The sequence below is a fragment of the Faecalimonas umbilicata genome, assembly GCF_004346095.1.
Taxonomy (GTDB): domain Bacteria; phylum Bacillota; class Clostridia; order Lachnospirales; family Lachnospiraceae; genus Faecalimonas; species Faecalimonas umbilicata.
The window spans coordinates 24,681-38,225 of the sequence record NZ_SLZV01000011.1; the positions used below are offsets into that span (position 1 = coordinate 24,681).

Genomic DNA, 13,545 nt, shown 5'->3' on the forward strand with positions numbered 1-13,545 from the left:
TGAAGTGCTTTCATATAAATGGGACCAATAGGGCTCGAACCTATGACCCTCTGCTTGTAAGGCAGATGCTCTCCCAGCTGAGCTATGATCCCATTCAATAGCGGGAACAAGATTTGAACTTGCGACACCACGGGTATGAACCGTGTGCTCTAGCCAACTGAGCTATCCCGCCATATATAATTCTCTATGAAGGCTTTTCATAGAAATGGGACCAATAGGGCTCGAACCTATGACCCTCTGCTTGTAAGGCAGATGCTCTCCCAGCTGAGCTATGATCCCATATTCTTGCGGGTTTCGCTCACCGCTAACCCGCTCTGCTATTATACTACTATTTTTTCTCAAATGTCAATATGTTTTTTCATATTTTTTTATTTTTTTCAAAAAAATGGAAAATCCATGTAAACTATTATCGACTTTCTTGTTTTCGACAGCTCTCTTGCCTCTATTTGTCGTCCAGTTTTAACACACTCATGAATGCTTTCTGAGGAATCTCTACATTTCCAACCTGCCGCATTCTCTTCTTTCCTTCTTTCTGTTTCTCCAGAAGCTTTCTCTTACGAGAGATATCTCCACCGTAACATTTTGCAAGAACGTCTTTTCTCATCGCCTTCACAGTCTCACGGGCAATGACCTTGCTTCCAATCGCTGCCTGGATCGGAATTTCAAACAGCTGTCTCGGAATCTCCTCTTTTAATTTCTCACACATCTTGCGTCCACGCTCATAGGCTGTTCCGCTATGTACGATAAAGGAAAGAGCATCCACTTCTTCTTTGTTGATCAAAATATCCAATTTCACAAGCTCTGACTGCTGATAGCCAAGCATCTCATAATCAAAGGAAGCATAGCCTCTCGAACGAGATTTCAGCGCATCAAAAAAGTCATAAATAATTTCATTTAACGGAAGATGATACCGCAGCACCGCTCTCGTCTCCTCGATGTATTCCATCCCCTGATATTCCCCGCGTCGTTCCTGACAGAGATCCATAATTGCCCCGATAAATTCTGATGTGACCATAATCTCTGCCTTTACCATTGGCTCTTCCATATATTCAATCTCTGCCGGATCCGGGAGATTGGATGGGTTTGTCAACTCGATCACTTCTCCATTTGATTTGTGTACTTTATAAATAACACCCGGTGCAGTTGTCACGAGATCCAAGTTGTACTCTCTCTCCAGACGTTCCTGAATGATCTCCAGATGGAGAAGACCTAAAAATCCACACCGGAATCCAAATCCCAGCGCAACGGATGTCTCCGCCTCAAACTGCAGCGCCGCATCATTTAATTGAAGTTTTTCCAGCGCATCTCTTAAATCCTGATATTTTGCGCCATCAGCCGGATAAAGTCCACAGTACACCATCGGCTGGACTTTCTTATATCCCGGCAATGCCTCCGCACATGGTCTGGATGCATCTGTGATAGTATCTCCGACTCTTGTATCTTTGACATTTTTCAAGCTGGCAGTGATATATCCTACCATTCCTGCACTCAGTTCTTCACATGGGATAAACTGTCCTGCACCAAAATATCCAACTTCTACAACCTCTGCTTTCGCCCCGGTCGCCATCATCAGGATCGGAGTCCCTTTTCTGACAGTTCCTTCCTTGATTCGGCAAAAGACGATCACTCCTTTGTATGGGTCATACACCGAGTCAAAGATCAACGCCTGAAGTGGTGATTTCGGATCTCCGCCCGGCGCCGGTATCTTCTCGACGATCTGCTCTAATACCTGATCAATATTTAGCCCTGTCTTTGCAGAGATCCGCGGCGCATCTTCTGCCTCGATTCCAATGACATCTTCGATTTCCTCGATCACCCGTTCCGGCTCTGCACTTGGAAGATCTATTTTATTGATGACTGGCATCACGTCCAGATCATGGTCGAGTGCCAGATACACGTTGGCCAGTGTCTGCGCCTCAACTCCCTGCGCTGCATCCACAACAAGAATCGCACCATCACATGCTGCAAGGCTCCTTGATACTTCATAATTGAAGTCAACATGTCCCGGAGTGTCAATCAAATTAAAAATATATTCTTCTCCATCTTTTGCCTGATAAACAATGCGGACTGTCTGCGCCTTGATCGTAATTCCACGTTCCCGCTCCAGCTCCATATTATCAAGCACTTGTGACTGCATCTCACGACTTGTCAACAGTCCTGTCTTCTCTATGATCCGGTCTGCCAAAGTCGACTTCCCGTGATCGATATGTGCAATAATACAAAAATTTCGTATCTTACTCTGATCTATTCCTGCCACTAAAATTCCTCCATCTCTCTATCTCTATCCCTCAGCCAAAATGATCTATACAAAGAAGTTTTCACTTCCTTTCCCGAAAGCTGAGGCGTTGTTTCTTTTTAACATCGCATTATTATATCATGCCATACTGTATTTTACAATGAAAAGTTCCGTCGCAAGTGCGTCTGTCAGCCGCCCCGTCTTTACACTTTCCTCAAGGTCTGCTGCCATCTCCAGAATCTCTCTCAGCTCCTTCTTCTTAAAAAGCTTCGCCTGCCCTTGATATTTTCCGACAACAAACGTGTGCAGTCCTGTTTTTTCTCCGATTTCTTTTCTTCCATATCCGCTCTGATCTAGTTCTTTCACCTCCAAAAGCAGGCGGAACTGACGGACAAGAAGAAACAAAATCCGCATCGGCGGTTCTTTCAGCGCAAGCAGATCGTAATAAAGTTCCAGTGCTCTTTTTTGTTTCTTCTCGGCAACTGCTGCAACCATTTCAAAAATCTGGTTGGAAATATGTGTCGTGCAGATTTCCTCCACATCTTCCACTGTGATTGCATCTTTCTCCAGTGTATAACAAAACAGCTTTTCCAATTCTCTCTGGAGATTCTCCATATCATCCCCGGTCTTTGCGAGAAGGAACTGTACAGTTCGCTCGGAAATCTGCTTTCCTTCCCGTTTCACCATCCCAAGGATCCATCGAACCAGTGTATGTTCGTCCTGCCGTCCCAGTTCCACGATACGCCCTTTTGCTTTCACTGCCTTATAAAGCTTTCCTCGCTTGTCAACTTCCTCTTCTACAAACAGAAAGTAGGATGTCTCCGGAAGTTCTTTCAAATAATCTGCCAGCTCCGGGGTGGCATTTTTGAAAAATCCCGAATTTTCCACAACGATCAGACGACGCTCACTAAAAAACGGCATCGTCTCCGCCAGATCGATCAACTCTCCCGGGTGGATCCCTTTCCCTTCATAATAAGAGTAATTCATCGTATCTCCTTCATTGACAATCGCTTTTGACAACCGGTCTTTATATTGTTTCTTTAGATATACTTCTTCCCCATACAGCAGATAGATCTGCTTAAATTCTCCTGTCTTTAAATCTTCATTTAAACTTTTCATCGATCACTTCTGCCCTTTCCGTTTCCTGAAAATCCTTTTTCATCATATCACAGATGTTCCCACTACGTAAAGAGGATAGCATGCCAGTTTTCTTTGCGCCACCTTCCTATTTCCATCCTGACAAATACCCCTTTCCATCGTCAATCCTAAAACAAATCGCTCCATTGTCCTGTGTACTATAGATTTTTACCCCAGATTGTTTCAAACGTTGAATCGTCTCCTGATTTGGATGTCCGTAGGAATTGTTACGTCCTGCGGAGATAATCGCATACTTTGGTTTGACCTGTTCTAAAAACAACTCTCTCGTTGAATTTTTCGATCCATGGTGTGCAACTTTCAAAAGAAAGATTTCTTCAGAAAATCTGTCAACCAGTTCTTCTTCTCCCTTTCCCTCCACATCCCCTGTTAAGAGTAGTTTTACGTTTTGACAAGTTACTTTCAGCACGAGGGAGCTGGCATTTCCCGGATCTGCTTCTGAATTTTCTGCCGGGTGGATACATTCGATGGAAATGCGAGCATCTTCCACGGATTCTCCCTCATGCATCGCCACAACCGCCACCCCTTGCATATCCGCCCGATATGCCAGCTGCCAAAGGGTATCGTCCCATACGTCCTTTCTCGGAAGCACAAGTGTGTCGATGGAGATTCCATATGCCTGCCGTTCCATCAGTTCTACAATTCCATTCAAATGATCCTGATCTCCATGTGTAACAAAAACATAATCCAGCTTTCTGACTCCTTTTGATTTCAGAAATGGTTCAATCCGATATTTCCCCACCTGTTTGATATCGGTACTTCCTCCATCGATCATACAAGTCAATCCCGTATCTGTCTGAAGAAAAATCCCATCTCCCTGCCCTACATCAAGAAATGTCACTTCCAGTTCTTCTTTTCCAATTTCAATAATAAGAATCAATGCCAACCCTGTGATCCACAACACACTTCCTACCTTTTGTTTCCAGTTCCATACCCGGTTCTGAACTTCCTTTTTCCATTTCCCTTTCTTTTCTTCCATTTTCTTTTCTATTATCTTTCTTCTCCACCACATCACAAATGCAAAAAGCAGACAATAATATATCACAATCTTCCAGATTTCCGGTTTCCCAGTCACAACAACAGCATTAGGAAGCCTCAGAAACATCCTACAGAGTAACTCATAACCTTCCAGAAGAAATCCACTGCTTTTTAAAACAAGACTGCCACCCGGCATCCACAAAACAGCTAGAAAAAGCCCAATGATTGCTGTGCCAAGGATCCAGCTCATCAGAGGGATGACAAGCAGATTGAGAAAGATCGCATACAGCGATATTTCATAATAGAAAAAACTTAGGATCGGATGGAGCATGACAGTAATTGCCAGACTTCCGGATAATGTCTGTAACCATTTCTTTTTCCCCGCAAAAATTTCCTGAAATATTGGGCAGAGAAGCACAATTCCAAGAATCGCCCCAAAAGACAAAAGGAATGCAGCGTCTGTCAAATCGTCCGGATTTTCTGCTGCGATCCATGCTGCTGCCACTGCCAGAGCCGTTGGCAGGTCATAGACCCTTCCGGCTGCATCTGCACCAATCCGAAGAAGGAACATGAAAAAAGCTCGTTGTGTAGATACACTCATCCCCGTCATGCATGCATATCCCCCAAGCACAACCGCACTTGTAATCCCCGCTATACAAAAAGAACATCCTCCTTTCCGGAGCCATTGGTAGAAGGCATTGCCGATCAAAGATATATGCAAACCGGAAATGGCAAGCAAATGGCTGATTCCGCTTTTCTGATACAGTTCTTTCACTTCCGGATCCATCCCCGCTTTCTCGCCCAACACCATTGCCGCAAGAATTCCTCCGTTTTTCTTTCCCAGGCAGTGTTCAAACACTTCCCTGCTCCTCTGCCGCATCCGAAACAGCATCTCCTCTAAAGAAACTTTTGCCCGCTCCGTGACCAAGATCTCTTTCGCCCACAAAAATCCTGTTGTATGTTTCTTCCGATAATACTCTCTCTGATCAAAATTCCCAGGATTACGTGCTTCTTCAAAAGTCTCTCCATCTCCTTTTACACAAATGCGATCGCCGATTTTTACTTTACGGAACGAATCGTCATAAATCACTATTTTTTCTTTCTCAATATATTGCTTCTTTTTCTGTCTGGATTGTTTTTCAAGATTTCCAATTGTTAAGATTTGTTGTTTTGATGTGATTGATTTCTGAAGGACAGTGCCTTCTATCTGAATTGTTGTAGAAGAGGGAAAAGCAGGATTGTCCATCGTTTTCCCCATTATCAAAGTAGCTGCCAGCCTGAGCAGCAAAAAGAAGATGCACAGGAGGCAGAGTGGTTTCTTTCTCACTTCTGCTCCTCCTTCTTCCTAATAGCTTCGCCGTCAAACGGTTGTTCCAGAGAAATGCCTTTGTAGCTTTGGTCACTTTTTCCGTTGACTAAGATCTGAACTGCCCGGATTTCTTTTCCGTTTTCCATCAAGGAACGGACAAGCGCCTCTATCTGCAGCGCCGGATCCATCCGCGATTCCTGCTGAAGAAAGGTGTCATCAAAGTTGACATAACAGATTCCGTCCTTGACAGAAGTTCCGATCAGACGAACTTTAGAATCCAGTACCGGCTGAAGTTTCCCTGATGCCGGCCCTTTGAGCAAACGCTCCATGGCAAGTTTTTCCGTTGACAGATTCGTATTGTAGCGTACCTCCTCTAACACCTCCGGCACAAGCGCAGTACCTTCTTCATTTCCAAAATACAGTGTAAGGTCCGTTTTTTCATAAGAGTGCAGCGCAGAACCTGTATTTTTAATAAAATCTTCTGCCCGCATGCTTCCAACAACCTGTCCTTCCTTATCCGTCAGTGGATTGCCCTCTACTTCAAATGCGACCGACTCGATGCCATCAATCTGCACAAGCGATTGGACGATCGCCGCCCGGCAAAGTACCTCCCGGACCGCTCCCATCTCATAATATCCTCCGCCAAAATTAACTGTGATCTTTCCCTCTTGCACCTCAAATCCAAGTACCTTTACCCGTTTTGAGATCACCGGTTTCATCTCCACATCCTCCGGCGCTTTGGAAAGTGCTTTTAACATCGCCCGTGCAGCTTTCTCTGCATCTTTCTCTTTGATCTGATACGGTTCTTTCTCAATAGTTGTCTCCTCACTGTTCATGTAATAAATTCCATCACCGGAAACACTCTTCTTTTCTTTCCCACATGCAGCAAGCAACATGATTCCCAGTACCACAAGCAGACCAATTCCGATTTTCTTTTTCAATTTTCCTGTCATCTTCTCTCTTTTTGTCTTCCCTTTCATTTCTGCTCACCGGAATGTTACGCAATATAGGTCAAAGGAACACGAACAGTAAACGTCGTCCCTTCCCCTTCTTTACTGTGTACTTTCACAATTCCTCTATGCATTAAAATTGCATTTTTCGCAATTGCAAGCCCAAGTCCGGTTCCTCCAATCTCTCGGGAATGTGATTTATCTACCCGATAGAAACGCTCAAAAATATGCTCGACGGCATCTTCCGGAATCCCGATACCAGAGTCTGCAACTTTGATATAGAAATATTTATAATCTGCGTTCAGAGAGACATGCACCCATCCCTCCTCATGATTATATTTGATTGCATTTTCCACCAGATTAGAAATCGCAAGCGTCAGCTTCACTTCGTCCACCTCCGCAATCACCGGACGGAAACTTTCAAATACAACTTCGATATTATGTTGTACCGCAATCGGCCGCAGACGTTTTAAGATCAATTCCAGAAGATCATTGATATTTTCTGACTTGATATTTAAATCCGCCGACGTCTTGTCCAACTTGACAAGTGACAGCAGGTCATTGATAATCTTATTCTCCCGCTCGATCTCTGCCGCGATATCCTCCATAAATTCCTGATACAATTCCGCAGGAGCGCCTTCCTGTGCCAGGAGGGAATCGGCCAACACTTTCATCGAAGTCAATGGTGTCTTCAGTTCATGGGAGACATTTGAGACAAATTCCTGCCTGGAATCATCAAGAATCTTAAGTCTTCCAAGCATCTTATTAAACGCATCAGAAATCAGCATTGTCTCGGTATAGGCATTCTCGTGAAGATTGTCCGTATCATACCCTTCCGTCACAGCTCCGATTGCCTGTGTAATTCTTCCAAACGGCCGCACAAGAAGCGCGGAAATAAAAAAGGAAATGGTAATGATCACAACTCCGACAGCAATCTCCACAGCAACCGCTTTGGAATGCAGAACATCTACACTGTCCACAACGGAATCGGTGGAAACACTGACAAGCATGATCCCTTCCGTCTGTCCGCTATTCGGATCCTGGATTGCCTGCGTTACCTCAATATAGTGGTTTTTCGAATCATACTCACTTGTATTGTTTCCCTCATAGCACTCCATCACCGCCTCTGAAATGATTGTTTTCCCTTCCTCCATGTCATAAGTATCTTTGACTACCTGAAACTCATCATCGATCAGAAGAATTCTGCCACTGTAAATATCAGCAAGCTGTGCCAGCTCCGCATCCAATGTTTCTGACGGTACTCCTTTTAAATAGCCCGCTTTTCCAAGACGACTCCCTAGCATTGTGCTCTGATTCTGAATTTCCGCCGTCCGCACGGAAACCGCTCTCTTTTCATAATTGCTGATGATTCCCTGCCCGACAACGATACACGGGATAATTCCAATCACGATCAAAAGCAACATGATCCGAAAACGGAGACTTTTAAAGAACTTACCGCGGAAGTATATCTTATCCCCTAAAATAATAACCAACTCCCCACTTTGTATGCACATACTTTGGATCACTTGGATGGCTCTCAATTTTCTCCCGCAAGCGGCGGATATGTACATCGACAGTTCTTGCATCCCCCGGATAATCATAGCCCCAGACAAGATTCAAAAGTTTCTCTCTGCTGTACACTTTATTCTGATTCAGCGCAAGCAGTTCCAGCATATCAAATTCTTTTGCAGTCAGATTGACTTCCCGTTCTCCGATAAAGACACGGCGGCTCTCGCAATCTAACTTCATCTCTCCCTTTACGATCAGATTCTTCTGTTCTTCCGGTCTGTCCTTCTTCGTACGCCGGATGATTGCCTTGATCCTTGCTTTTACCTCCAGAATATTAAACGGCTTTGTGACATAATCATCCGCACCATACTCCAGTCCCATGATCTTATCTATATCATCCCCTTTTGCCGTCAGCATAATGATCGGCACATCCGAAAATTCCCGGACCTGCTGACAGACCTCAAATCCTGTCAGTTTCGGCAGCATGACATCCAGAAGAATTAAGTCAAACTCACCGCTTTTTGCAAGCGCCAACGCCTCTTCCCCGTCATATGCAGCAGTGACTTCCATCCCATCCTGCTCTAGACTAAACCGAATTCCCTTCACAATTAATTTTTCATCATCGACAACCAATATCTTATTTCCCATAAACTCTCCCTTACCAGAGCATTCAGACTGTGATCCGTTCTTTTATTTTTTCAAACACACCGTCCTTGATTCCCTCGATCTCTTTGATCTGTTCAATGGACTGAAAGCCGCCTGCAGATTCCCGATAGGTAAGAATGCTATCTGCCTTTGCCTCACCGATCCCGGGAAGTGTCATAAGTTCTTCCTTTGTCGCAGTATTTAAATTCACCTTTCCCTGAGAAGTCTTTCCACTTTCTCCGGGCGCACCGGAAGTATTTGCTTCTGCCGCAATTCCCGAAGCAACCTCCTCCTTTGTCGGAACCTGAATCTGCACCCCATCCGTCAAAAGTTCTGCCTGATTCAGAAAACTTTGGTCAGCCGCCTCCGTCATTCCTCCGGCACGCTCCAGTGCCTCAAAAAGCCGGGATCCTTCCGGCAGCTCATATACACCTGGTGTACAGACTGCACCCGATACATACACCCAGATCGTTTTTGGCTGCCGTTCACCGTCCGACACTTCCGACGCAGATTGGTTCTGCCGCTCTTCTGAGTCCGATTCACTTTTTTCGACCTCTTCCAATTGGACCTCTTCCATCCGATGCTCCTCTTTTTCGCAGGCTGTCAGACAAAGTGTCACTATCAGAATCCCGATTCCATACATCCTACTTCTGCTGCGCTTCCACTTGTTCTTAGTGCTCTTTTCATTTTTCTTTTGCTTATACATATTTTCTCCTTTATAGATATTCTCTATAAATCCCCTCATATGCAAAGTCACATATATTGTATCGAATTTACCTCAGAATTACAACCAATTCTTCCCCGGCTTTTTTATTTCTTAGATTTCTTCTTTACTTCCACTGAAAAATCGCAATACCGATCAAAGCCAGAGCCATCCCTCCTATTTTTCGCCATTCCAGCGGTGATTTCTCCACACCAAACAATCCCAGTACTTCAATAACATATGCCACGATCAACTGTGCGATCACAATCAGAAGCGCCGCTTTTGCAGGTCCCAGCTGTTCCATACTTTTAATCACGGTCCACGTAATTCCAGCTCCAATCGCACCTCCCAGCAGCATATATTTTGGCTCTACTTTTCCGAGTGCCATCACACTATCCCTGCCTGCGATCAGCCATGCCACAAGACAAACCGCAAAAGCAGAAAATTGTACCCAGCCATTGGACACCCACATCCCCGTTGTTTTTGTTACCTGTGTGTTAAAAACTCCCTGCACACTCATCAGCGCCCCAGAGAGCAACGCAATAAAAAATCCAGTCATCGGACTCCCTCCCAGAATGATTCGTCACTTTTTTGTAACATCTATTTCTTTCCAGTGTATCCAATGACCGGATTTTTATGCCCCGATCCCAATCAAAAATTCATTTTTCTATATCATGTAACTTATAAAAATGAGCATCATCTGCTTCCTTTTAACAAACACGAACAAGTGCTCTCTCTAACTTTTCTGTCATTTCATCAATTTCTTTTTCAGTAATGATCAGCGGCGGAAGGAATCTTACAACCTGCGCGCCTGCCGTCACAAGCAAAAGTCCCTCCTGTTTCGCCGCCTCCACAATCTTTCCGGCCGGACAAGAAGTGATCAACCCCTGCATAAATCCCTTTCCTCTTCTCCCTGTGAACAGATCGTATTTTGCAAGTAAAGTATCTAATTTTTCTTCAAGGTACGGAGTCAATCTGCGCACATGTTCTGCTAACTTCTGCTCTGTAAAAAGATCGATCACCGTACTGACTGCCTGACATGCAAGTGGATTGCCGCCATAAGTCGTCCCGTGATCACCCGGTTTTAAGGAGTTTTGCGCTACCTCCTCTTTCATTGCAAAAGCCCCGACCGGAACTCCGTTTCCGATTGCCTTTGCCATCACAAGGATATCCGGCTGTACCCCATATCCTTGCCACGCAAACATTGATCCGGTTCGCCCCATGCCGCACTGAATCTCGTCAAAGATCAACAGAATCCCTTTTTCCTCGCAGAGTGTGCGAAGTCCTTGCAGAAATGACTGTTCTGCCACAAAGACGCCACCTTCTCCCTGTACCGGTTCCAGAAGGATTGCACCTGTCTTCTCTGTCACCTGTTCTTTTACACTTTCCAGATCATTAAATATGGCAAATTTCACACCGCCTACAAGTGGTTCAAACGGTTCCCGATAGCTTTCCGTTCCCGTCACCGACAGCGCACCCATACTGCGGCCATGAAAGGAATGTTCCATGGAAATAATCTCGCAGGCACTGTTTCCTTTTTGCTTCGCATATTTTCTTGCTGTTTTCAAAGCGCCCTCAATTGCTTCTGTCCCGCTGTTTGCAAAGAAGACACGATCCATTCCCGAGATGGTTTTCAGTTTTTCTGCCGCTTGGGCAAGCGGTTCGTGATAATATAAATTGGATGTATGGATCAACTGATCAATCTGTTTTTTCAATGCAGACTGCAATGTTTTGTTTCCATATCCAAGAGAACTGACACCAATCCCCGAGCCAAAATCCAAATAGGCTTTTCCATCTGTATCATACAGGTAAGCGCCGTCTCCTTTTTCCAACACAAGATCATATCGATTATAGGTATGTAAGATAGCGCTTTCCGCCTTACTGATTGTCTGGTCCATAGTAAAATCTGCTCCTTTCTCCCTCAAAAATGGCAGTTCCAATTCCTCTGTTTGTAAAAATTTCAAGCAACAGACAATGCGGGATTCTTCCATCAAGAATATGGACTCTCGATACCCCTGCCTGGATTGCCTCTATACAGCTATAAAGTTTCGGAATCATTCCCCCGGTGATCGTTCCCTTCTCGATCAGCTGTTTTCCTTCTTGAATTGTCAATTCTGAAATCAACGTGGAGGCATCTGCCGGATCTGTACAAATTCCTTCTACATCAGATAAAAACGCTAATTTTTCCGCATGTACCGCCTGCGCGATCGCACATGCCGCATCATCCGCATTGATATTATAAGTCTGATAATCCTCTCCTAGCCCAATCGGACAGATGATAGGAAGGAAATCTTTCTCCAGAAGATCCAAAAGTACATTTGCATCCACCGATGTCACTTCCCCCACAAATCCGATATCTTTTCCGTCTGAAAATTTCTTCTGCGCCCGAAGTAATCCACCATCTTTTCCACTCAGACCGATGGCCCGCACTCCCAACGATTCCACAAGCTGAACTAACCCCTTATTCACCTTTCCAAGCACCATTTCTGCAACTTCCATCGTCTCCTCATCCGTCACGCGAAGTCCGTTGACAAACGTAGGCTGCTTTCCAGTCTTCTCCATCCACCGGCTGATCTCTTTCCCTCCTCCGTGGACAATGATTGGTTTGAAGCCAACCAATTTTAAAAGAGTCACATCCTCAATCACCCTCTTTTTCAATGTCTCATCGATCATCGCACTTCCACCATATTTTACAACGATGATCTTTCGGTTAAATCGCTGAATGTACGGCAACGCCTCGATCAGTACCTCCGCTTTTTTCAAATATTCCTGCATCTTCTGGCTCATTTTCGTCTCTTCCTTCCTTTTGTCTCTGCATCATTTCTGTTTGGTATGCTAGCTCCGGTAATCTGCATTGATATCGATATATCCGTGTGTCAAGTCACAGCCCCATGCAGTCGCTTTCCCATCCCCAAGTTTCAGATCTGCAAGGATTTTTACTTTTTCCTCAGATAAAATCTCCGTCGCCTTCTCCTCACTATACGGAAGTGCCACCCCATCGGAAAGAATCTGAATCGTTCCTGCTGCACTTTCCAAAAAGAGATCTACCTGCTCCGGTACAAATGAAACGCCTGCATATCCCATCGCACAGAGGATCCTTCCCCAGTTTGCATCATGACCTGCCACTGCTGTTTTTGTCAGATTCGAGCAAACGACTGACTTGCTGATTTTCTTTGCCTGCTCTTTATCTGCCGCTCCGACAACCTCCACTTCCAGAAGAGCCGTAGCGCCCTCTCCATCTCCTGCGATTGCCTTTGCCAGCTGCTCATTGACCGTATGTACTGCTGCTGCAAATGCTTTATATTCTTCTGTACCCGGACAGATCGGAGCATTTTGTGCCAGTCCGTTCGCAAGAAACAAGACCGTATCATTTGTAGAAGTATCTCCATCTACGGAAATCATATTATACGTCTCCTCTACATCTTCACTTAATACTTTCTGTAAAACTTCTTTTTCAATCACAGCATCGGTCACAAGAAACGAAAGCATCGTACACATATTTGGGTGGATCATTCCGGATCCTTTGGCCATCGCACCGATCGTCACTGTCTTCCCGCCAATCTCCAGCTGTACTGCAGCCTCTTTTTTATGCGTATCTGTTGTCAGAATCGCCTCTGCGGCCTCTGCTCCACAAAGTTTGTCATTGCCTTTTGCCTGGGCAAGCATATGGATTCCCGCCTGGATTTTCTCCATCGGAAGCTGTTTTCCAATCACTCCGGTAGAGCTTACCAGCACTTGTTCTTTCTGAATCCCGAATACTTCTGCCGCTGTCTGTGCCGTCTGTTCACAATATTGCATCCCTTCTTCTCCGGTACACGCATTTGCAATTCCCGAATTGACAATTATCGCCTGCACCGCTCCGCCTTGTTTGACAATCTTCTGATCCCACTTTACCGGAGCTGCCTTCACCACATTTGTCGTAAAAGTTCCCGCCGCCACACACGGAACACTGCTGTAAATCAATGCCATGTCTGTACGCCCCTCGTATTTGATCTGGGCTGCTGCCGCTGCCGCCTCAAATCCCGGTACCACTGTAATTCCACCTTTGATCTGCTTCATC

The 13,545-nt window shown here is 45.0% G+C and carries 11 protein-coding genes and 3 tRNA genes; all 14 read right to left on the bottom strand.

The window, feature by feature from the left end; translation table 11 throughout:
- Window positions 1–19 precede the first annotated feature (19 nt).
- A tRNA-Val gene (locus EDD74_RS06465) sits at window positions 20–92 on the bottom strand.
- A gap of 6 nt (window positions 93–98) precedes the next feature.
- Window positions 99–172, bottom strand: a tRNA-Met gene (locus EDD74_RS06470).
- A 34-nt stretch (window positions 173–206) separates the two neighbouring features.
- Window positions 207–279 (bottom strand) — tRNA-Val (locus EDD74_RS06475).
- 163 nt (window positions 280–442) lie between these two features.
- On the bottom strand, window positions 443–2,257 hold the full coding sequence (gene lepA / locus EDD74_RS06480) for a translation elongation factor 4 (protein WP_008976035.1): 1,815 nt from the start codon (window positions 2,255–2,257) through the stop codon (window positions 443–445).
- A gap of 117 nt (window positions 2,258–2,374) precedes the next feature.
- Window positions 2,375–3,355: a DNA polymerase III subunit delta gene (gene holA / locus EDD74_RS06485; protein ID WP_008976036.1), complete on the bottom strand. Its 981-nt coding sequence runs from the start codon at window positions 3,353–3,355 to the stop codon at window positions 2,375–2,377.
- A 106-nt stretch (window positions 3,356–3,461) separates the two neighbouring features.
- Window positions 3,462–5,696: a DNA internalization-related competence protein ComEC/Rec2 gene (locus EDD74_RS06490; protein ID WP_116441908.1), complete on the bottom strand. Its 2,235-nt coding sequence runs from the start codon at window positions 5,694–5,696 to the stop codon at window positions 3,462–3,464.
- A complete protein-coding gene (locus tag EDD74_RS06495) occupies window positions 5,693–6,658 on the bottom strand; it encodes a GerMN domain-containing protein (protein ID WP_116441907.1) in 966 nt (321 codons plus the stop codon). Before EDD74_RS06495 ends, EDD74_RS06490 begins: the two co-directional genes overlap by 4 nt.
- A gap of 17 nt (window positions 6,659–6,675) precedes the next feature.
- Window positions 6,676–8,142, bottom strand: a complete 1,467-nt coding sequence (locus EDD74_RS06500; protein ID WP_039861355.1) for a sensor histidine kinase — start codon at window positions 8,140–8,142, stop codon at window positions 6,676–6,678.
- Window positions 8,099–8,785, bottom strand: a complete 687-nt coding sequence (locus tag EDD74_RS06505) for a response regulator transcription factor (protein WP_008976040.1) — start codon at window positions 8,783–8,785, stop codon at window positions 8,099–8,101. The genes EDD74_RS06500 and EDD74_RS06505 overlap by 44 nt, the downstream gene beginning before the upstream one ends.
- A 22-nt stretch (window positions 8,786–8,807) precedes the next feature.
- Entirely contained in the window at window positions 8,808–9,488 is a 681-nt protein-coding gene (locus EDD74_RS06510) for a ComEA family DNA-binding protein (protein WP_039861356.1), read from the bottom strand.
- A gap of 124 nt (window positions 9,489–9,612) precedes the next feature.
- Window positions 9,613–10,044 (bottom strand): DMT family transporter, encoded by a 432-nt coding sequence (locus EDD74_RS06515; RefSeq protein WP_008976042.1) that lies wholly within the window; start codon window positions 10,042–10,044, stop codon window positions 9,613–9,615.
- Window positions 10,045–10,195: 151 nt separating this feature from the next.
- Window positions 10,196–11,383 (bottom strand): aspartate aminotransferase family protein, encoded by a 1,188-nt coding sequence (locus tag EDD74_RS06520; RefSeq protein ID WP_008976043.1) that lies wholly within the window; start codon window positions 11,381–11,383, stop codon window positions 10,196–10,198.
- Window positions 11,364–12,272 (bottom strand): acetylglutamate kinase, encoded by a 909-nt coding sequence (gene argB / locus EDD74_RS06525; protein ID WP_008976044.1) that lies wholly within the window; start codon window positions 12,270–12,272, stop codon window positions 11,364–11,366. Before argB ends, EDD74_RS06520 begins: the two co-directional genes overlap by 20 nt.
- A gap of 48 nt (window positions 12,273–12,320) precedes the next feature.
- Window positions 12,321–13,544, bottom strand: a complete 1,224-nt coding sequence (gene argJ, locus EDD74_RS06530) for a bifunctional glutamate N-acetyltransferase/amino-acid acetyltransferase ArgJ (RefSeq protein ID WP_116441906.1) — start codon at window positions 13,542–13,544, stop codon at window positions 12,321–12,323.
- Between the last annotated feature and the right edge of the window lies 1 nt (window position 13,545).

What these genes read in the sequence shown, in the direction of transcription:
- holA (WP_008976036.1), bottom strand. Translation starts at nt 3,355, where the DNA reads ATGAAAAGTTTAAATGAAGATTTAAAGACAGGAGAATTTAAGCAGATC.
- EDD74_RS06495 (WP_116441907.1), bottom strand. Translation starts at nt 6,658, where the DNA reads ATGAAAGGGAAGACAAAAAGAGAGAAGATGACAGGAAAATTGAAAAAG.
- EDD74_RS06500 (WP_039861355.1), bottom strand. Translation starts at nt 8,142, where the DNA reads ATGTGCATACAAAGTGGGGAGTTGGTTATTATTTTAGGGGATAAGATA.
- EDD74_RS06505 (WP_008976040.1), bottom strand. Translation starts at nt 8,785, where the DNA reads ATGGGAAATAAGATATTGGTTGTCGATGATGAAAAATTAATTGTGAAG.
- EDD74_RS06510 (WP_039861356.1), bottom strand. Translation starts at nt 9,488, where the DNA reads ATGTATAAGCAAAAGAAAAATGAAAAGAGCACTAAGAACAAGTGGAAG.
- EDD74_RS06515 (WP_008976042.1), bottom strand. Translation starts at nt 10,044, where the DNA reads ATGACTGGATTTTTTATTGCGTTGCTCTCTGGGGCGCTGATGAGTGTG.
- EDD74_RS06520 (WP_008976043.1), bottom strand. Translation starts at nt 11,383, where the DNA reads ATGGACCAGACAATCAGTAAGGCGGAAAGCGCTATCTTACATACCTAT.
- argB (WP_008976044.1), bottom strand. Translation starts at nt 12,272, where the DNA reads ATGAGCCAGAAGATGCAGGAATATTTGAAAAAAGCGGAGGTACTGATC.
- argJ (WP_116441906.1), bottom strand. Translation starts at nt 13,544, where the DNA reads ATGAAGCAGATCAAAGGTGGAATTACAGTGGTACCGGGATTTGAGGCG.